Source organism: Pseudomonas nabeulensis (assembly GCF_004682045.1).
GTDB classification, from domain to species: domain Bacteria; phylum Pseudomonadota; class Gammaproteobacteria; order Pseudomonadales; family Pseudomonadaceae; genus Aquipseudomonas; species Aquipseudomonas nabeulensis.
Genome location: NZ_QUZT01000093.1, coordinates 1 through 20,003, shown reverse-complemented (window position 1 = coordinate 20,003; position 20,003 = coordinate 1). Strand labels below are relative to the sequence as shown.

Here is a 20,003-nt window from a genome sequence, read left to right as displayed (position 1 = left end):
AAGCCCCCTCCCACATTTGCCCTCCACAGGCCGTCAGAGCGTGACTAAACCCCCATAAACACGCGCCATCACTGGTGGAGGCTGCGAATAATCGGCACACTCCCAACCAGTTTTTCGCGGGTCCACGGACAAGGAAGCGTCACTCCCCATGATTTCGATCTATCAGCTCAAGCCGCGTTTTCAAAACCTGCTGCGCCCCCTGGTGCAGCGCCTCTACGACAACGGCACCACCGCCAACCAAATCACGGTACTGGCCGGTGTGGTTTCCCTGCTGGTGGGCCTGTTGATCGCCAGTTTCGCCCAACACCTCTGGCTGTTTGCGCTGATCCCGCTGTGGATGATCCTGCGCATGGCCCTCAACGCCATCGACGGCATGCTCGCCCGCGAATTCGGCCAGCAGTCCCGCCTCGGCGCCTACCTCAATGAACTGTGCGATGTGATCGCCGACAGCGCACTGATCCTGCCGTTTGCGTTGATCCCCGGCGTCAGCCTGGCCCCCGTGCTGCTGGTGGCACTGCTGGCGGTGTTCAGCGAATACGCCGGGGTGCTCGGCCCGATGGTGGGCGCATCGCGCCGCTACGACGGGCCGATGGGCAAGAGTGATCGGGCCTTCGTGCTCGGCGTGTTGGCCACCGGTGTGGCGCTGGGCTGGCTGGGCGCCGGCTGGGTCGAGGCGGTGATGTGGCTGGTGGCTGCCTTGCTCGCCTACACCCTGGTCAACCGCGTGCGTCAGGGCCTCAAAGAAGAACAAACCTCCCCTTCTGCATAAGGATTTTGCGATGCGCGAACAGCAAGAGCACACCTTCAGTACCCATGATGGCGTCGAGCTTTTCTACCGGCACTGGCCGGCCACGGCGGGTGACGGGCCGCGCAAGGCCATCGTGCTGTTCCATCGCGGCCACGAGCATTCGGGGCGCATCGCTCACTTGGTCGATGAACTGGACCTGCCGCAGTTCGACTTCTTCGCCTGGGACGCCCGTGGCCACGGCCAATCCCCCGGCGAGCGTGGTGACAGCCCCAGTTTCGCCACCAGCGCCCGCGATGTGCAGACATTTTGCGACCACATCGGTGCCACCTATGGCATCGAGGAAGAGAATTTCGCAGTGATCGCGCAAAGCGTCGGCGCCGTGATCGCCGCCACCTGGGTTCACGATTACGCGCCGAAAATCCGTGCCCTGGTACTCGCTTCCCCGGCCTTCAAGGTCAAGCTGTACGTGCCGTTTGCCCGGCCGGGCCTGGCGTTGATGCGCAGGTTTCGCGGCAACTTTTTCGTCAACAGTTACGTCAAGGCCAAGTTCCTCAGCCACGACCCAGCGCGCGTGACGTCCTACGACAGCGACCCGCTGATCACCAAGGCCATCTCGGTGAATGTGCTGCTGGGCCTGTACGAAGCCGCCGACCGTGTTGTAGCCGATGCCCAGGCGATCCAGGTACCGACACAGTTGCTGATCTCGGGTTCGGACTTTGTGGTGCACCGCAAACCCCAGCAGCAATTCTTCGACCGCCTTGGCAGCCTGAAAAAAGAGCTGCACATCCTGCCCGGTTTCTTCCACGACACCCTTGGCGAACGCGACCGCGCCACCGCCGTGAGCAGCGCCAAGCGCTTTATCCTGCAAAACTTCGCACACCCACTGGACCGCGCCTCACTGCTGGACGCCGACAAACTCGGCGCCACCTGCGCCGAGTCCGAAGCCCTCGCCGCACCGCTGCCGCGCAACTCCCTGCGCGACCTGTACTGGCGCCTGACCCGCGCCAGCATGGGCCTGGGCAAAAACCTGTCCGACGGCGTGAAACTGGGCTTCGACACCGGCTTCGACTCCGGTAGCACGCTGGACTACGTGTACCGCAATAAACCCACCGGCAAGGGCGGGCTGGGGCGGATGATCGACACCAACTACCTCAACTCCATTGGCTGGCGTGGCATTCGCCAACGCAAGTTGAACGTCGAGGAACTGCTGCGCCTGGCCATGGCCAAGTTGCGTGACGATCATCGCCAAGTGCGCATTGTCGATATCGCCGCCGGTCATGGCCGCTACATTCTTGAGGCGTTGCAGGGCGTGTCGCCGCTGCCGGAATCGATCCTGCTGCGCGACTACAGCGACATCAACGTGCGCGACGGCGGTGCGTTGATTCGCGAGAAAGGCCTGGGGGATATCGCGCAGTTCGTCAAAGGCGATGCGTTTGATCGCGCTGATCTGGCGGCGCTGGAGCCTAAACCGACGCTGGCGGTGGTCTCCGGGTTGTATGAGTTGTTTGCCGATAACGGCATGGTCGGCGGCTCGCTCGCGGGCCTGGCCGAAGCGGTGGAACCGGGCGGTTACCTGGTCTACACCGGCCAACCGTGGCACCCGCAACTGGAACTGATCGCCCGCGCCTTGACCAGCCACCGCCAAGGCCAGGCCTGGGTGATGCGCCGCCGCAGCCAGGCAGAAATGGACCAACTGGTGGAGGCCGCCGGTTTCCGCAAGATCACTCAACGGGTGGACGAGTGGGGCATTTTCACCGTGTCCCTGGCACAGAAGATCTGAACATGCGCGAACCCGGCCTATTGAAACCAGCAGTCCTGTGGCTGCTGTTGTTGGCGCCGCTGTTTTTCAGCACCTACGGCTTTGCCACCTGGGTCACCAGCCAGCGCAGCGACGTCGGCACGCTGGTGTTCGGCTGGGAAACCCATATGCCGTTCTGGGCCTGGACCATCGTGCCCTACTGGTCCATCGACCTGCTCTACGGGTTTTCCCTACTGTTGCCCAACACCCGACATGAGTTGAAGCAACACGCGCTGCGCCTGCTGAGTGCGCAGGTGATCGCGGTGAGCTGTTTCCTGATCTGGCCACTGCGCTTCACCTTCGAGCGGCCGGAACTGGACGGCGTGTTTGGCTGGCTGTTTGCGGTGCTGGCGGGGTTCGATAAACCGTTCAACCAGGCACCCTCCCTGCATATCGCGCTGCTGGTAATCCTGTGGGTCATGTACCAGCGCCATGCCCAGGGTGCGTGGCGCTGGCTGGTGCACGGCTGGTTCGGGTTGATCGGCATTTCGGTACTGACCACTTATCAACATCACTTTATCGACTTACCCACAGGCGCCCTCGCCGGCTGGATGTGCGTGTGGTTGTGGCCGCTGGAGCATCCTAACCCGCTGTTGAATGCGCGGCTGACGTGGGATGTGCAACGCTGGAAGATCGGTGTGCGTTATGGGCTGGGAGCGTTGATCCTGGTGATCCTCGCTTTTGTGCTGGGCGGGGGCTGGCTATGGATACTGTGGCCGGCGGTTTCCCTGGCGCTGATCAAGGCCAACTATTTCGTGCTCGGCGCTGCGGGTTTCCAGAAACGCGCCGATGGCAGGCTGACGCCAGCGGCGCGGTGGCTGTATGCGCCCTATTTGGCGGCTGCGTGGGTCAACTCACGCCTGTGGACCCGCAAACATCCACAGCCCGACCCGATTGTGGATAACGTCTGGCTCGGGCGTATTCCTACGACGAAGGAGCAACAACCCTTCAAGGCCATCGTCGATCTCTGCGCCGAATTACCGATTAATCCACAGGGTCGCGCCTATCAATCCATTCCCGTGCTGGACTTGATCGCGCCGACTCCCGCCGAATGCCTGCACGCCGCCCAAGCCATAGAACGCCTGCGCGCGCACGGCCCATTGTTGGTGTGCTGCGCCCTTGGCTACTCGCGCAGCGCCACCGCGGTCGCCGCCTGGTTGCTGCATACCGAGCGCGCAACCACGGTAGAACAAGCGCTGACTATTATTCGTACAGCCAGGCCCGACGTGGTCCTGCATCCCACTCACCGAGAAGCATTGGAGGGTTTGCCCCATGCCCGCTGATATGGAACTCCAGGTCGTCGCCAGCCTGTTGCGTCGTGGCCGCTCGCTGGACCAGTTATCCACAGGCCTGACCTTGCTCGGCGTACTGTTCGGCCTCGCACAGCTGTTGCTGGCGAGTATTTCCACGATCTGCCTGCTGCTGGCCCTGTGGATGATCATCCTCGGGCTGCTGCAAAAGTACTGGGCGCTGCGCGTGGCCTTCGATGCCGACCTGTTCGCCCTGCTCGCCCGCGACACCGACCGCACCGCCGATCTCGACCAAGCCCTGCAAACCCTTGGCCTGCAATCGCCCAAACGCGCCGGCCGGCCCTGGACCGAGCGCCGTCGCGGCGCGCTCAAACTGCTGCGCAAACAAGCCTGGCTGCTGGGCGCGCAAGCGCTGCTGACCCTGGGCGTGATCCTCGCCAGCCCTTGGCTGCCTTTCGCCGGATAAGGAATTCCCATGTTCGAACCCGTGGTCGCCACGCTGATTACCTCCATGGCCCGCACCGTCACCGGCGCCCGCAGCCTGTGGCTCGGTTGCGCGCCGGTGCCGGTGCAGCGCATCTACTTCGCCAATCACAGCAGTCACGGCGATTTCGTATTGTTGTGGGCCTCGCTGCCGCAGAACCTGCGCAAATTCACGCGCCCGGTGGCCGGCAGCGATTACTGGAACCAAAGCGCGCTGCGTCGCTACATCATCAACCGCGTGTTCAACGGCGTGCTGATCGACCGCGAACGCAAAGACCCTGTGGATAACCCTTTGCAGCCCATGCTCAGTGCACTGGAGAGCGGCGACTCGCTGATCATCTTTCCGGAAGGCACACGCAATTTGGACGACGGCCTGCTGCCGTTCAAAAGCGGGCTTTATCACCTGGCAAAAAGTTACCCACAGGCCGAATTGATCCCTGTGTGGATCGCCAACCTCAACCGGGTCATGCCCAAGGGCCGCGTACTGCCGCTGCCTTTGCTGTGCACCACCAGCTTCGGCGCGCCGTTGCATTTGGAAGACGACGAAGACAAAGCCGCCTTCCTCGCCCGCACCCGCGACGCCCTGCTTGCCCTTGCCCCGGAGCATTCCTGATATGCACAGCCAGACCATAATGCTGTTCGGCGGCATCGGCGCGATCCTGGTGCTCGCCTCGCTGATCGGCCTGATCCTCAAGTTGCGCACCCGTGGCACGCCCAACGCGGTCATCGACAACCTCAACGCCCGCATTAATGCGTGGTGGGTGATGGTGGTGGTGATCGGCATCGCCTTCTGGCTTGGCACCGGCGCGGTGATCCTGCTGTTTTATGCCGTGTCGTTCTACGCCCTGCGCGAATTCCTCACCCTTACCCCAACGCGGCGCAGCGACTACCCGGCGCTGGTGGCGGCGTTCTACCTGGCGTTGCCGTTGCAATACCTGCTGATTTACGCCGACTGGTATGGGCTGTTCTCGATCTTTATCCCGGTGTACGTGTTCCTGCTGCTGCCGATCCTTGCCTCACTGGGCGGCGACAGCACCCACTTCCTGGAACGTGCCTCGAAAGTGCAGTGGGGCCTGATGATCGCGGTGTTCTGCGTGTCATTCGTGCCCGCCCTGCTGACCCTCGACATCCCCGGCTACGAAGGCCGCAACCTGTTGCTGATCGCCTACCTGGTGATCGTGGTGCAACTGTCGGACGTGCTCCAGTACGTGTGTGGGAAGTTGTTCGGCAAACACAAAATCGCGCCCAACCTGTCGCCGTCCAAAACCGTGGAAGGCTTCGTCGGCGGCATCCTGCTGTCATCCCTGATCGGCGCCGCGCTGTTCTGGACTACACCGTTCAACCCGTGGCAATCGTTCTTGATTGCGCTGTTGATCAACCTGCTGGGCTTTGCCGGTGGGATTGTGATGTCGGCAATCAAGCGCGACCGAGGGGTGAAGGATTGGGGGCACATGATCGAAGGCCACGGCGGCATGCTGGATCGGCTGGATTCTGTGTGTTTTGCCGCACCGATTTTCTTCCACCTTGTGCGGTACTGGTGGACCTGACCCCACCGATTTAAGACCCCATGGAGATCAAAAATGTGGGAGGGGGCTTGCCCCCGATAGCGGAGTATCAGCCAACCTATTCGTAGCTGACACACTGCAATCGGGGGCAAGTCGAATCGTCGCACCGCCCCTCCCACATTGGTTTTGCGGTGAAACCTAAAAATTTGTATGCCAAATCCCATCAGCAAACCTGTGTGCATTTACCCTGCGACAAAGTCTGAAACAAGCACTCCTACCTCCCGCGTCCCTTTCTTTCGCAGGACATTTCCGAGAGAATCCCAGCCGCTTGTGCCCTGCCTTTTCGGTGGCTAGTCTGCGTTCGTCACTGCCAATTCAGTGACCGGGTTTAGCAGCTCGAACGTTTAACATTGGGCGCACAAGCGCCATCTCAAGCATGGCGTTTTTTTCTGCCAACGCTTTATGGTGGCTGTGCGCAGGGCACCTTCGGGTGCGCCGGGTTCCCAATGTTCCGGTCTGCTAACCTGCGTACAGCTGCCACCCATTGTTTAGCAGCGATGGTTGCCAGCTCCAATTACCTACATTGGAGTTACCGCAATGAGCAAAGTAAAACCCGATCCACCCCACCACTTTTTCACCCCTCACCCCGACCTCAGCCTCGAAGATGCCTTGGCTTACGCCTCAGACCTGCTCCACTGCGCCGAAGGCCTAAGTGATTCACCCAAAGCCGCCGGCTACCTGATGGAGATGGCCAAAGTCATGGTGGATCGTTCGCTGGAGTGTATGAGTCCTTCATAACACCAATCCCCCTGTGGCGAGGGAGCTTGCTCCCGTTGGAGTGCGAAGCGCTCCCAAGATTTTGGGGCCGCTGCGCAGCCCAGCGGGAGCAAGCTCCCTCGCCACAAGTAGTACGGCCTGACGACGTCATCTTTTGTATCAAAGACGCGTGTAAGATACGCCGCACTTAGCCAGGGATGCTCACCATGTTCGACTCGTTCAAAGCGATCAGCCGCCGGATTGTCGGTGCGTTATTGACTGTGGTGGGGGCCGTCTTTGGCCAATGGCATCCGCCGTTTTGGCTGCGTGCTATCGGCAACGGCCTGGCAAGCCTGGGCCACAAGGCTCGCGCTTATCCGCGCCAGACCGGTGCCGGCGTAGTGGGCCTGGTGTTGCTGGCGGCTGCCGGGTTCTACGGTTGGCACTGGTATTCCAACCTGCCGCAGCCCCACACCGTGGGGTATTCGCTGCACAAGCCCAACCTCACCGACTACACCCAGCCAACGCCGGTTGTGGATAACGTGCAGGTACGCTTTGCCGAGTCCGTGGCCCCGCTGGCGGCGATTGGCAAGCCGGTGACCGAGGGCATCACGCTTAAACCAAGTGTGGCCGGCACCTGGCGCTGGTCGGATGACCGCACCCTGTTGTTCGTGCCGGAAAAAGACTGGCCCATCGACACCGGTTACACCCTGGATCTGTCGAAGAAAAACCTGCTCGCCGATGGCGTATTGCTCAGCCAATACAGCAGCCAGTTTTCCACCCAGCCCTTCCGCGCCACCCTGGCGCAAAACGAGTTGTATCAAGACCCGGCCAACCCGACGCTGAAACAACTGGTAGCGACCTTCCATTTTTCCCACCCGGTGGATGAAGACAGCCTACGCAAGCGTGTCTCGGTGATCCTCGACAAAGGCCTGGCCTATCGCGACGCCCAGTTGCCAAACCGCCCGGAAGTCACTTTCGACGAGAAAAAGCTCAACGCCTACGTACGTTCCGCAGCCCTCGCCACGCCGCTGGAAAGCACACAGGTCAGCGCCAGGCTCGACGAAGGCCTCAAGGCCCGTGACGGCGGCAACGCCAGCCCTGCACCGCTGGTGGCGCAAGTCACCGTGCCCGGTCGCTATCGCCTGACCTTTACCGACGCCAACGTGAGTTTTGTCGACAACGAGCGCGGCGAACCAGAGCCGGTGCTGATGTTCAGCAGCTCCAGCGCCGTAGCCGATGACACCATCGCCGGTAAGGTGCAGGCCTGGCTCCTGCCGGAAAAAGCCGAGGACGATACACGCCCCTATAACAGCAACGACATCGACGACGCCCTGCTCGCCCGCAGCACCAAGGTCAACCTGACCCACGTGCCCAGCGTCGAACCGCTGAACACTCTGCACGCCTTCAAGTTCAAGGCCCCGGCCGGTCGTGCGCTTTACGTGCGGGTTCCCGCCAACCTGGAAGCCATCGGCGGCTATTTGGCGAAGAATCCTACAGCGTCGCTGATCAGCATGCCGGCGTATCCGCGGACCTTGCAGTTCCTGTCTGACGGCGCGTTGCTCAGTCTCAACGGCGAAAAACGCCTGGGCTTTATGGCCCGTGGCGTACCCGGCGCCCACGTAGAAATCGCCCGCCTGTTGCCCAACCAGTTGCAACACTTGGTGGACCAGAGCAGCGGCAGTTTTGCCCGGCCGAACTTTGGCAACGAGTACTTCGACCGCATGGTTGAACGTCAGTCGTTGGACATTCCAATGTCATCCAACGACCCGGCTAAAACCGTGTACGACAACGTCGACCTTAGCCACTACCTCACCGCCAACGGCGGTCGGCGTGGCATCTTCGTGCTCAAGCTCAGCCCGCAGGATGACCCGGCCCCGCGCACGTTCGAGTACGACCGCAGCAGCACCAGCGACCTGCGTTTTATCGTGGTGACCGACCTTGGCATCATCGCCAAACGCTCCAGCGACGGCAGCCATGATGTGTACGTGCAGTCCATCGGCAACGGTTCGCCTGTATCTGATGCACAGATCGACATCATCGGACGCAACGGTTTGCCGGTCAGCAGTGGCCATACCGATGCCGAAGGTCACTCGCATTTCGCCAAGCTGGATGAGCTGCGCCGTGAGAAAACGCCGCTGATGTATGTGGTCACTCGCGGCAATGACCAGTCTTTCCTACCGATTGCCCGCCAGTCCCAGCAGTTGGATTTGTCGCGCTTCGATGTAGGCGGTTTGGAAGAGGATGGTGCGATTGATCGCCTCAGCGCCTACCTGTTTACCGACCGTGGCTTGTACCGTCCGGGCGAAACCGCGCACTTGGGCATGATTGTGCGCAGTGGCAACTGGAAAGGCGCCCTGCAGGGCCTGCCGGTAGAGCTGCAAATCACCGACCCGCGCGGCCTGGAAGTGATTCGCCAGCCGCTGAAACTGTCCGCCAGCGGCTTTGAAACCTTTGATTTCCCCAGCAGCGAAGTCGCCCCCGCCGGGGACTACACCGCGACCTTGCAGTTGATTGGCCAGAAGCAGACCCGCACGGACCTGGGCAGTGTGAGCTTCAAGGTCCGTGACTTCGAACCAGACCGCATGAAGGTCAGCCTGAGCCTGCATGACACCCCCGTGCCGGGCTGGATTCCACCGGACCAGGTGGTGGCCAAAGTCACCGCGATGCACCTGTTCGGCGCGCCCGCGTCGGGGCGTCGGGTCACCGCAAAAATGTCCCTGAGCCCAACGCTCGCGGCCTTCGACCGTTACCCCGACTACCGCTTCCGCCTCAACGACTCCCTGGAAGACGCCAGCACCGAAGACCTGGCCGAAACCACCGTCGACGACAACGGCCAGGCCGTGCTCGACCTCAACCTGCAACGCTTCGCCAACAGCACCTATCGCCTGCAAGTGATGACCCAGGTGTTCGAAGCCGAAGGTGGCCGCAATGTGGCGGCGCAAAGTGCCTTGCTGGTGTCGTCCGCGCCCTACCTGGTGGGTGTGAAAAGTCAGGATTCGCTGTCATACGTCGCCAAGGATGCACCGCGCCAGGTGCAATGGCTAGCCGTCGCGCCAGACCTTTCACCACTGGCGGTGGACGGCCTGACGACAGAATTGGTCGAGCACCGTTATGTGTCGGTGCTGGTGAAACAGTCCAACGGCACCTACAAGTACGAGTCGCGCATCAAGAACATCAGCCAGCCGGCGTCACCGCTGGTAATGAGCCAGGACGGCGCCAAACAAACCCTGAATACCGGCGCGCCGGGGGATTTCACCCTGCAACTCAAGGACGCCAACGGCAACCTGCTCAACCAGATCGACTACAGCGTGGCCGGTCGCGGCAACACCTCGCGCTCCCTGGAGCGCAACGCCGAACTGCAACTGCGCCTGGATAAACGCAGCTACGCCACCGGCGATGAGATTGCGATCAGCATCCGCGCGCCGTACACCGGCGCCGGGTTGATCACCATCGAGCGCGACAAGGTCTACACCCAGCAGTGGTTCAAGGCCGACAGCACCAACAGCGTGCAACATATCCGCGTGCCGGCAGGCCTTGAGGGCAATGCCTACGTCAACGTGCAGTTTGTGCGGGACATGGGCTCGGCCGAGGTGTACATGAGCCCGCTGTCCTATGGCGTGGTGCCCTTTGGCATCAACCTGGATGCGCGACGCATGGCCTTGAAGGTGGAAGGCCCGGCGAAGATCGAGCCGGGACAGACGCTGGATATCAAGGTCAATGCTGACCGCCCGGGCCGCGCCGTGGTGTATGCGGTGGACGAAGGCATCCTGCAAGTCGCGCGTTACCAGACGCCGGACCCGTTGGGCTTCTTCTTCCAGAAGCGGGCGCTGGAGGTCGGCACCAGTCAGATCCTTGACCTGATCCTGCCGGAATTCAGCCGCCTACTCAGTGGGGCAGCACCCGGTGGCGATACGGAAGGTGCCCTGGCCAACCACTTGAACCCGTTCAAGCGTAAACACCAGCCGCCCGTGGCCTGGTGGTCCGGCCTGGTGGACTTACCGGCCGGCGAAACGGTGCTGCATTACCAGGTGCCAGACAGCTTCAATGGCAAGCTGCATCTGTTTGCAGTGGCGGTGGACAGCGACAGCGTGGGCGTGAGCGAGGCCACCACCGACGTACGCGGGCCGATTGTGATCACGCCCAACGTGCCCGCCTTCGTGGCGCCGGGGGATGTGTTCAACGTCAGCGCCGGGGTGTTCAGCAATCTCGACGCGGCGGCGGATGTGAAGTTTGAACTGCTGACCAGCGACGGCCTGAACGTTCAGGGCGACAAAGGCAGCACCCTGTCCCTGCAACCGCGCAAGGAGGGCACTGCCGAATTCAAGATCAAGGTGGGCGAAACCCTGGGTTCTGCAGACCTGCGTTTTGTCGCGGTGCTGCCGGACGGCAAACGTATCCAGGTGGCAGAAACCACCTCGATCCGCCCGCTGAGTGAGCACCGCGTGGCGTTGAGCCTGGGTCGCTTTGACAGCACCAGCAAAGAGCTCAAGCCGACCCGCGAGCTGTTCAGTCAATTGCGTGACGTCCAACTGGGCGTCGCGGCCTCGCCACTGGTGTGGGCCAACGGCCTCAAGCATTACCTGGATGACTATGGTTATGCCTGCACCGAGCAACTGGTGTCCAAGGCCATGCCGGCGTTGATCTGGGGCGGCACGGCGCCTGAGGCCGAACAAGCCTTTACCGGTGCCGTGCGCATGCTGCGCCAACGTCAGAACCAGGCCGGCGGCTTTGGTTTGTGGGCAGCCAACCCGGACGTGGCGCCGTACGCCAGCCTGTACGCCACCGACTTCCTGATCGAAGCCAAGGAACGCGGAATGCCGGTGCCGGAGGACCTGTTGGTGCGCGCGAATGCCTATCTGACCGACCTGGCCAACGGTCCGAGTGAAGGCCTGTCGGAATTACGCAATCGCGCCTACGCCAGTTACCTGCTGAGCCGTCAGGGCATTCTGGTGAGCGGCGCCTTGAGCGATATCCGCGAGCGTTACGAGCGCTACTTCAAGGACACCTGGCAGAACGACCTGGGCGCCGCGTATTTGGCCGCCAGTTATAAGTTGCTCAAGCAGGATCGCCAGGCCGAGGCCCTGTTCCGCAAAATCCCATGGCGCGCCCTTGTGGATAAGTGGGACAGCGACAGCCTGTACTACGACCCGCTGGTGCACGACGCCGAACACCTGCACCTGCTGGCGCGGCATTTCCCCGAGCTGATGGACGATGTGCCTACGGCGCTGCTGGATAAACTCGGCAAGCGCCTCAACGAGCAGCGTTACAACTCGTTGTCGGCAGCGCTGTTGCTGCGCGCCCTGGACAACTATGGCCAACGTGCGCAAAGCGACATGACCCTCAAGGCCACCGCCTGGCTAAGTGACAAACAGCAGCAGTTGCTGGAGATGGCCGGCCAACCGCCGCGGGCCGCCGTGCCGGGCGCCACGCAAAAGCTGGTGATGGAAAAATCCGACGGCCCGGCGGCGTTCTATATGCTCAGCGAAGCCGGTTACGACAAGGGCGCCAAGCTCAAGTCGATCACCCATGGCCTGGAGATCATTCACGAATACCTCGACCTCAAGGGCGAGCCGGTGAGCAAGGTCACGGTGGGCGATGAGTTTTTGGTGCGCCTGCGCCTGCGCGCCACTGACCGTGATCAAGTGCAGCAAGTGGCCGTGGTCGACCTGCTGCCGGGCGGCGTCGAGCCTGTGTATAACTTGCCGCCGGAGCCGGAAGCCGCCAGCACTGACGAGAGTGAAGGTGAGGAGTCCGAATACGTAGAGGACCGCCAGGAAGAAGACACCTGGCAAGCGCCTATCGGCGAAACCGAGCTGAGCAACTGGCAGCCGGACTACGTGGACGTGCGCGATGATCGCGTGGTGTTGTACGGCACTGCACTGCGGGATGTAGGCACTTTCGTGTACCGCGTGCGCGCCACCAACGCCGGCACCTTCAATACGCCACCGGCCTACGCCGAAGGCATGTACGAAACCACCCTGCAAGGGCGCGGCAAAGTAGGCCAGCTTGAAATCACCAAGCCTTAAGCGCCTGACACCGCCGCTGTTCGCAGCGGCGGTGGTGCTGATAGGCCTGCGACTGTGGCCCCATGCTCCGTTGGAACAGGCGGTGACCTCATCGCGGGTGGTGCTGGCCGATGATGGCTCGCTGCTGCGCATGACGCTGGCGCAGGACGGTCAATACCGCCTGTGGCTGCCGCTGGAGCGGATATCCCCTTCACTGGTCGAAGCCTTGTTGCTCAAGGAGGACCGCAATTTCTACTGGCACCCGGGGATCAATCCTCCGGCGCTGGTGCGCGCAGCCATGGCCACCTACAGCGGCGGCCAGCGCCAGGGCGGCTCGACCTTGAGCATGCAACTGGCGCGACGCTTGTGGGACCTGAACACGCGCCAAGTGCCGGGCAAGTTGCAGCAAATGGCCTTGGCGCTGTGGCTGGAAGCGCGCTACAGCAAGCACGACATCCTTGAGGCCTACCTGAACCTGGCGCCCATGGGCGGCAATATCGAAGGGGCCGAGGCGGCCAGTCGTATCTACTTCGGCAAATCGGCGGCAACGGTGTCGTTGTCCGAAGCACTGGCGCTGGCGGTGATCCCGCAGCAACCGGGGCGACGTGCGCGCTTCGGGCCCTCGCTGCAAAACGCCCGGCTGCGCTTGATGGCCGACTGGCGCGAAACGTATCCACACGACCCGCGTAACAACAGTTTGCTGGAGTTGCCCCTGGAGGCGCGCAACCGTCAGCAGATTCCGTTCCTGGCGCCGCACTTGAGCGAACAACTGTTGGCGTCACACCCCGGCAACGAACTGAACAGCACCCTCAACCTGCCCTTGCAGCAATTGCTTGAACGCTTGATCACCGGCTTTATCGCCGAGCGGCGCAGCACCGGTGTGGAAAACGCCACGGCGATCCTGATCGACAGCCGCGACCAAAGCGTCAAGGCCCTGGTGGGTTCGGCAGTTTACTTATCCACAAGCCTTCACGGCCAGGTGAATGGCGTGCTGTCGCGGCGCTCGCCGGGCTCGACGCTCAAGCCGTTCCTGTATGGGCTGGCGCTGGACCAAGGGGTGATCCACCCCATGAGTATCCTCAAGGACTTGCCGAGTAACTTCGGCTACTTCCAGCCGGAAAATTTCGACGGCAGTTTTGTCGGCCCGCTGACGGCGCGGGATGCGTTGATCCGTAGTCGCAATATCCCCGCAGTGTGGCTGGCCAGCCAGGTGAAGTCGCCGTCGTTGTATGGATTGCTGCAACGTGCCGGCATCAAGGGCCTGCGCGACGAGCGCCATTACGGCCTGGCCCTGGCCCTCGGCGGCGGCGAGATGACACCCGAGGAGTTGGCGCGGTTGTACGTGATGCTGGCCGGCGACGGGCATCTGCGGCCATTGCGTTACTTGCAGGACCAACCGCAATCCACCGGGGCGCCACTGCTCACGCCCCAGGCCGCGTTTATGGTGCGCGACATGCTGCGGCGCAACCCGCGCCCGGATGGCTTGCCCGGCCGGCATTGGCGCACCGCGTGGAAGACCGGCACCTCGTGGGGTTTCCACGACGCCTGGAGTGCAGGGCTGGTGGGCCCGTATGTGCTGGTGGTGTGGGTAGGCAATTTCGATGGGCGGCCGAACCCGGCGTTTATCGGGGCCAAGACGGCCGCGCCGTTGTTCTTCCGCATCGCCGACGCCCTGCCCCTGGCCTTGCCCAACGTGGTGATCAAGCCCGATAAACCGCCCGCTGGGCTGGTGCGCATCGACGTCTGCGCCGCGTCCGGCGAACTGCCCAACCGCTGGTGTCCGCAAACCCGCAAGACCTGGTATATCCCCGGTGTCTCGCCGATTCGCGTGTCCAACCTGCACCGCCCGGTGTTGATCGACACGCGCACCGGCAAGGCCGCGTGCCCGCCATTCGATGCGCGATACACCCGCGAAGAAGTCTTTGAGTTCTGGCCCAGCGACGTGCAACGCCTGTACCGTGCCGCCGGTTTGCCGCGACGCACGCCGCCAAACGTAATGAAAAATTGCCAACCCAACCGCCTCAGCGACCAGAGTGAAGCGCCGCAAATCCGCTCGCCGCTGACCCAAGTGAGCTACCAGTTGCGCCTGTCCCAACCGCAGGAAAGCATTCCCCTCAATGCCAATGCGGCCAGCGATGCGACGACGCTGTACTGGTTTGCCGATCAAACCCTGATTGGCCAGGGCCCGCCGCACACCACGTTGAATTGGCGGCCGGGCAAGTCGGGGGAGTATCGGTTGCGGGTCAGTGATGATCAGGGGCGCAGCGCCAGCCGAGGGCTGCGGGTGGAGTTTGTGCCTTGACTGTGAAGCCAGTCATGTACCTGTGGCGAGGGAGCTTGTTCCCGCTGGGCTGCGAAGCGGCCCCAACCCAAACACCTCCGCCTACCTGAAATACCGCGTTGCCAGGGTTTAGGGCGGCTTCGCCACCCAGCGCGGGGCAAGCCCGCTCACTACAAAGTGTCTTTGCTCACACGCTTGGCGAAATGCTTGTAGGCGACGCCCATTTTGCGTTGCTCAAACAGTGAAAACACCAAGGTGCCCAGCAGGATCAGCATCCACACCAGAAATTGCTTCATGGCATCCACATGGGCAACAAACAGCAGCAGTGTCACCACGCCACCGATGACCATGCCCAAGCCCATCCATGCACCCAGCACACGCCCCACAGCCAAACGCATGCCTTTGGGCAAGAGCAGCCGAGCCCAGATCAGCACCACGAAAATCGTCAGCATAAAGCCGAACGCAGCCATGAAAGGAATCGGGAAGCCACCCTCGCGGTACAGCCAGGCCAGCCATTTATACACAGGCCCGATGGATTCCATCTGTTGATAAGTGTCGGGGCCGGGCAAATGCAGTTGAGCGAAATGCGCGGGCGTCATGGCCATCACGCCAACGCCGAGCATCGCCACCACCGCTGCGTAGAACGCGCCAACTCGCCATAACGGCGCCAGCACGCGGCGGTTTTCGACGTCTTCGGTGAGGGCCACACCAAACACGGCCTTGGGATTTTTGCCCTGGGCGATCACCGTCTGACCATCACGCTCGCATGCCTCGCCGATCAACATCACATCCATGTCCTGGCTGAGCAATATCTCACCCTGGCGCCGGGAGCTGCCGATGGATTCGTAGTCATCCGGGTGCTTGTTGCCAAACAGGTCGATCCCCTCGGCAATCACGTGGATTTCGCCCGTGGCATCGCGCAGGCGAAAGTCATTGCAGCGCGCCTCACCGTAAACCCGGCTCCAGCTCCAGCGCCCGTCATCGTCTTGCTCGCCTTCCTGGACGATCAACACGTAACCCGCGCACGGCTTGCCATACACCGGCGACATCAACGGTTTATCCACAATCACCTGGCCACGGATTTCCACCAGGCCCATGGCCAACGAGCGAATCTGGCTGGTGGCCAGCCGTTGTTCGGTCTTGTAGAAATTGGCGCCGAAGCTGGCCACCAGGCAGCAAAGAATGAATACCGGAAAAAACATCGCCACCACGGCCATCGGCGCGTAAATCAGCAACGCGCCAAAGCCTGCCAGAAACAACAGGGCCAACGGAATCTGCCAGCGCGACCGCTTCTTTTCTTCGCCTACGGGAATGGTTTTCATGCGCCCGGCACCTCAAGCTTCACGCCTTCGTATCGGGTTTCTTCGGCGCTGATGGCCAACAGCGGAATGCGCTGGTAGCTGAGCATCCGCGCAAAAAACAGGTCGGGAAACACCGCGATAGCAATGTTGTAGAGGTTCACCGACTCGTTGAAGAACTCACGACGGTCGGCAATGCGCTCCTCCACGGCGGAAATGGCCTGCTGCAACTCGACCATATTCGGCCCGGAGATCAGCGTGGGATAACCCTCCGCCACTGCAATCACCGACTTGAGTGCGGCATTCAATTGGTTGGAGGCCTCGACCTTATCGTTGAGGCTGCTGGCGCTGAGGTATTGCTGGCGCGCATCACTGAGTCGGGTAAACAGCGCGTTCTCATGGTTCATGGCGGTTTGCACCACCCGCATCAGGTCCGGGATCTGGTCGGCCCGTTGCTTGAGCAGTACATCGATATTGGCGAACGCCTTGTCCACATCGTTACGCCGCATCACCAGGCCGTTGTAGACCCCCACCACCCAGCCCACCAGGCCGATGACGATGATCAGCACGACGACGGCGGCGATTAGCAGTTCGATATTCATGGTGAGGGCGTCCCTGGGGTGAGTTATCCACAGGGGGCATTCTAGGGGTAAAGCGGGAGGATGCGGCGGGGAGTAGCCCACAGAAATGACGAGAGGTGATTAATTGGAGGCAAGTTCCACGTAGTGGGATTCACCGCCACCCGTTGCGCCGGAGAGCCAGCCCCACACAAAAGATAGCGTGGTACGCCCAGCCTCATCGACCGAAACGATGCCGCGAGACCAACCAGCCAGCAGCTCACCGTCCGTTGTCAGGCATTGGTAAAGCAATTCAATGGTGTCGGGACCCGTCACCCGCCCAACCTGCTGACCGCTGCGAATCCGACCGCCTTGATAGGTACCCGAGATGGCGTCCCCGTCGACCTGGTAGTGAAATACCGTGCCGGCTCCGGAAAGACCTTGGGTGTTGGTTGCGACCGCAAACCGGCGATTGTGCAGACGCTCGGTGATCTGGGAAAAAGAGAGGTGCATGGCAGACGTGTCCTTTCGTCAAACAACCCCTGGAGACCCGACGGGCCTCCAGGGCATGTCGTGTTACTCCACGGTGACCGACTTCGCCAGGTTACGCGGCTGGTCAACGTCGGTGCCTTTGAGCACAGCGACGTAGTACGACAGCAGTTGCAACGGAATGGTGTAGAGGATCGGCGACAGGGTGTCGTGGATGTGCGGCATGTTGATGACGTGGGTGCCTTCACCGTTGGTCATGCCGGCTTTTTCGTCAGCGAACACCACCAGTTGGCCGCCACGGGCGCGCACTTCCTGCAAGTTGGATTTGAGCTTCTCCAGCAGTTCGTTGTTCGGCGCGACGGTGACCACCGGCATGTCGTCATCCACCAGGGCCAGTGGGCCGTGTTTCAGTTCGCCGGCGGGGTAGGCTTCGGCGTGGATGTACGAGATTTCCTTGAGTTTGAGCGAACCTTCCATCGCCACCGGGTATTGCGCGCCACGGCCGAGGAACAGGGTGTGGTTCTTGTCGGCGAACAGTTCGGCGACTTTTTCCACGGTGCTGTCCATAGCCAACGCTTCGCCGAGGCGGGTTGGCAGGCGGCGCAGTTCTTCCACCAGGGTGGCTTCAACACCATCGGCCAGGGTGCCGCGCACTTGGCCCAGGGACAGGGTCAGCAGTAACAAGCCAACCAGCTGGGTGGTGAAGGCTTTGGTGGAGGCTACGCCGATTTCGCGGCCGGCCTGGGTCAGCAGGGTCAGGTCGGACTCACGCACCAGGGAGCTGATGCTGACGTTGCAGATGGCCAGGCTGGCGAGGAAGCCCAACTCTTTGGCATTGCGTAGGGCCGCCAGGGTGTCGGCGGTTTCGCCGGACTGGGAGATGGTCACGAACAGGGTGTCCGGCTGCACCACCACCTTGCGGTAGCGGAATTCGCTGGCGACTTCGACCTGGCACGGAATGCCGGCCAGTTCTTCGAGCCAGTAACGGGCAACCATGCCGGCGTGGTAGCTGGTGCCGCAGGCGACGATCTGCACATTGCGCACTTTGGCGAACAGCTCGGCGGCTTGCGGGCCGAAGGCGTTGACCAGCACTTGGTTCTGGCTCAGGCGGCCTTCCAGGGTGCGTTGCACAACGGAAGGTTGCTCATGGATTTCCTTGAGCATGAAGTGGCGGAACTCGCCTTTGTCGGCAGCTTCGGCACCGTCGCGGTATTGCACGGCTTCGCGCTCGACGGAGTTGCCGTTGACGTCCCAGATCTGCACGCTTTCACGGCGGATATCGGCGATATCGCCTTCTTCCAGGTACATGAAGCGGTCAGTGACCTGGCGCAGGGCCAGTTGGTCAGACGCCAGGAAGTTTTCTCCCAGGCCCAGGCCGATCACCAGCGGGCTGCCACTGCGAGCGGCAACCACGCGGTCCGGTTGGCTCGCGCTGACCACGGCCAGGCCATAGGCGCCGTGCAGTTCCTTGACGGTGGCCTTGAGCGCAACGGTCAGGTCGCCGAGGTCCTTGAGCTTGTGGTTGAGCAGGTGGGCGATGACTTCGGTATCGGTGTCCGAAGTGAACACGTAGCCCAGGCCTTTGAGTTGTTCGCGCAGCACTTCGTGGTTTTCGATGATGCCGTTGTGCACCACCGCCAGGTCGCCCGAGAAGTGTGGGTGGGCATTGCGTTCGCACGGCGCGCCGTGGGTGGCCCAGCGAGTGTGGGCGATGCCGAGACGGCCAACCAGAGGCTCACCGGCCAGCGCTTGTTCCAGCTCGCTGACTTTGCCCGGACGGCGCATGCGCTCAAGCTTGCCGGCGTTGGTGAAGACGGCCACACCGGCGCTGTCATAGCCACGGTATTCCAGGCGCTTGAGGCCTTCGATCAGGATCGGGGTGATGTTGCGTTCAGCGACTGCGCCTACAATGCCACACATGGTGTTTCTCCTAGATGATTGCCGCGCATATCAGCGTAATGCCGCGGGCTTGGATCTGGTCGCGGGCCTCAAGCGGCAGGCGATCATCGGTAATAAGGGTATGGACGCTGCTCCAGGGCAGTTCCAGGTTGGGAATCTTGCGGCCGATCTTGTCGGATTCGACCATCACCACCACTTCACGGGCGACCTCGGCCATCACACGACTGAGGCCCAGCAGTTCGTTGAAGGTGGTGGTACCACGCTCCAGGTCGATGCCGTCGGCGCCGATGAACAGTTGGTCGAAGTCGTAGGAACGCAGCACTTGCTCGGCGACCTGGCCTTGGAACGAGTCCGAATGGGGGTCCCAGGTGCCGCCGGTCATCAGCAACACCGGTTCATGTTCCAGTTCGCTCAAGGCGCGGGCGACGTGCAGGGAGTTGGTCATCACCACCAGGCCGGGTTGATGGCCCAGCTCGGGGATCATGGCGGCGGTGGTGCTGCCACTGTCGATGATGATGCGAGCGTGCTCACGCAGGCGCATCACGGCGGCCCGCGCGATGGCGCGCTTGTACACCGAGATCGGCTGAGCAGCGTCGCCCACCAGTTCCTGCGGCATGGTGATGGCGCCGCCGTAGCGACGCAGCAACAGGCCGTTGCTTTCCAACGCGGCCAAGTCCTTACGGATCGTAACTTCCGAAGTTTCGAAACGCTTAGCCAACTCGTCCACGCTCACTTCGCCCAATTCATTGAGCAAGGTCAGGATGTTGTGGCGGCGTTGGGGGGTATTTCGTTTCGACATGGTGATGATTAGTTTCGTTTCGAAAGATAACGAAGGCAATCAAAACCTATCGGAGAAAAATCGTCAAGCGTCTGGACAGAATTCTTCAGATAAAACTGGGCAGATGTGGGAGGGGGCTTGCCCTAATGCCAG

14 protein-coding genes are annotated in these 20,003 nt (G+C 61.9%); 9 read left to right on the top strand and 5 right to left on the bottom strand.

Features of this window, described 5'->3' with window-relative positions; translation table 11 throughout:
- The first annotated feature begins 148 nt into the window (after positions 1–148).
- The 9 genes from DYL61_RS29055 to pbpC all read left to right on the top strand — a co-directional run bounded on the left by DYL61_RS29055 (position 149) and on the right by pbpC (position 14,850).
- On the top strand, positions 149–769 hold the full coding sequence (locus DYL61_RS29055; RefSeq protein ID WP_135311224.1) for a CDP-alcohol phosphatidyltransferase family protein: 621 nt from the start codon (positions 149–151) through the stop codon (positions 767–769).
- A 10-nt stretch (positions 770–779) separates the two neighbouring features.
- A complete protein-coding gene (locus DYL61_RS29050; RefSeq protein ID WP_135311223.1) occupies positions 780–2,528 on the top strand; it encodes a bifunctional alpha/beta hydrolase/class I SAM-dependent methyltransferase in 1,749 nt (582 codons plus the stop codon).
- Between the two features lie 2 nt (positions 2,529–2,530).
- The gene (locus DYL61_RS29045; protein ID WP_135311222.1) at positions 2,531–3,829 is read left to right on the top strand and encodes a phosphatase PAP2/dual specificity phosphatase family protein; all 1,299 of its coding nucleotides are present in this window, start codon (positions 2,531–2,533) and stop codon (positions 3,827–3,829) included.
- Positions 3,819–4,262, top strand: a complete 444-nt coding sequence (locus tag DYL61_RS29040; RefSeq protein WP_135311221.1) for a hypothetical protein — start codon at positions 3,819–3,821, stop codon at positions 4,260–4,262. The genes DYL61_RS29045 and DYL61_RS29040 overlap by 11 nt, the downstream gene beginning before the upstream one ends.
- A gap of 9 nt (positions 4,263–4,271) precedes the next feature.
- Complete coding sequence (locus tag DYL61_RS29035) at positions 4,272–4,892, top strand: lysophospholipid acyltransferase family protein (RefSeq protein ID WP_135311220.1); 621 nt, start codon at positions 4,272–4,274, stop codon at positions 4,890–4,892.
- Between the two features lies 1 nt (position 4,893).
- Positions 4,894–5,826: a phosphatidate cytidylyltransferase gene (locus tag DYL61_RS29030; protein WP_135311219.1), complete on the top strand. Its 933-nt coding sequence runs from the start codon at positions 4,894–4,896 to the stop codon at positions 5,824–5,826.
- A 555-nt stretch (positions 5,827–6,381) separates the two neighbouring features.
- Complete coding sequence (locus DYL61_RS29025) at positions 6,382–6,582, top strand: DUF3077 domain-containing protein (RefSeq protein WP_135311218.1); 201 nt, start codon at positions 6,382–6,384, stop codon at positions 6,580–6,582.
- A gap of 185 nt (positions 6,583–6,767) precedes the next feature.
- The gene (locus DYL61_RS29020; protein WP_135311217.1) at positions 6,768–12,569 is read left to right on the top strand and encodes an alpha-2-macroglobulin; all 5,802 of its coding nucleotides are present in this window, start codon (positions 6,768–6,770) and stop codon (positions 12,567–12,569) included.
- A complete protein-coding gene (gene pbpC / locus DYL61_RS29015; RefSeq protein ID WP_135311216.1) occupies positions 12,550–14,850 on the top strand; it encodes a penicillin-binding protein 1C in 2,301 nt (766 codons plus the stop codon). Before DYL61_RS29020 ends, pbpC begins: the two co-directional genes overlap by 20 nt.
- Before the next feature lie 149 nt (positions 14,851–14,999).
- Here the strand turns inward: pbpC and DYL61_RS29010 are convergent, their stop codons facing one another.
- The 5 genes from DYL61_RS29010 to DYL61_RS28990 form a co-directional block, all read right to left on the bottom strand.
- Entirely contained in the window at positions 15,000–16,151 is a 1,152-nt protein-coding gene (locus tag DYL61_RS29010; RefSeq protein ID WP_135311215.1) for a hypothetical protein, read from the bottom strand.
- The gene (locus DYL61_RS29005) at positions 16,148–16,729 is read right to left on the bottom strand and encodes a LemA family protein (RefSeq protein WP_135311214.1); all 582 of its coding nucleotides are present in this window, start codon (positions 16,727–16,729) and stop codon (positions 16,148–16,150) included. The genes DYL61_RS29010 and DYL61_RS29005 overlap by 4 nt, the downstream gene beginning before the upstream one ends.
- A gap of 99 nt (positions 16,730–16,828) precedes the next feature.
- A complete protein-coding gene (locus tag DYL61_RS29000) occupies positions 16,829–17,197 on the bottom strand; it encodes an avidin-fold protein (RefSeq protein WP_135311213.1) in 369 nt (122 codons plus the stop codon).
- 63 nt (positions 17,198–17,260) lie between these two features.
- On the bottom strand, positions 17,261–19,093 hold the full coding sequence (gene glmS / locus DYL61_RS28995) for a glutamine--fructose-6-phosphate transaminase (isomerizing) (protein WP_135311212.1): 1,833 nt from the start codon (positions 19,091–19,093) through the stop codon (positions 17,261–17,263).
- Positions 19,094–19,103: 10 nt separating this feature from the next.
- On the bottom strand, positions 19,104–19,871 hold the full coding sequence (locus DYL61_RS28990) for a DeoR/GlpR family DNA-binding transcription regulator (RefSeq protein WP_105695863.1): 768 nt from the start codon (positions 19,869–19,871) through the stop codon (positions 19,104–19,106).
- Positions 19,872–20,003 lie beyond the last annotated feature (132 nt).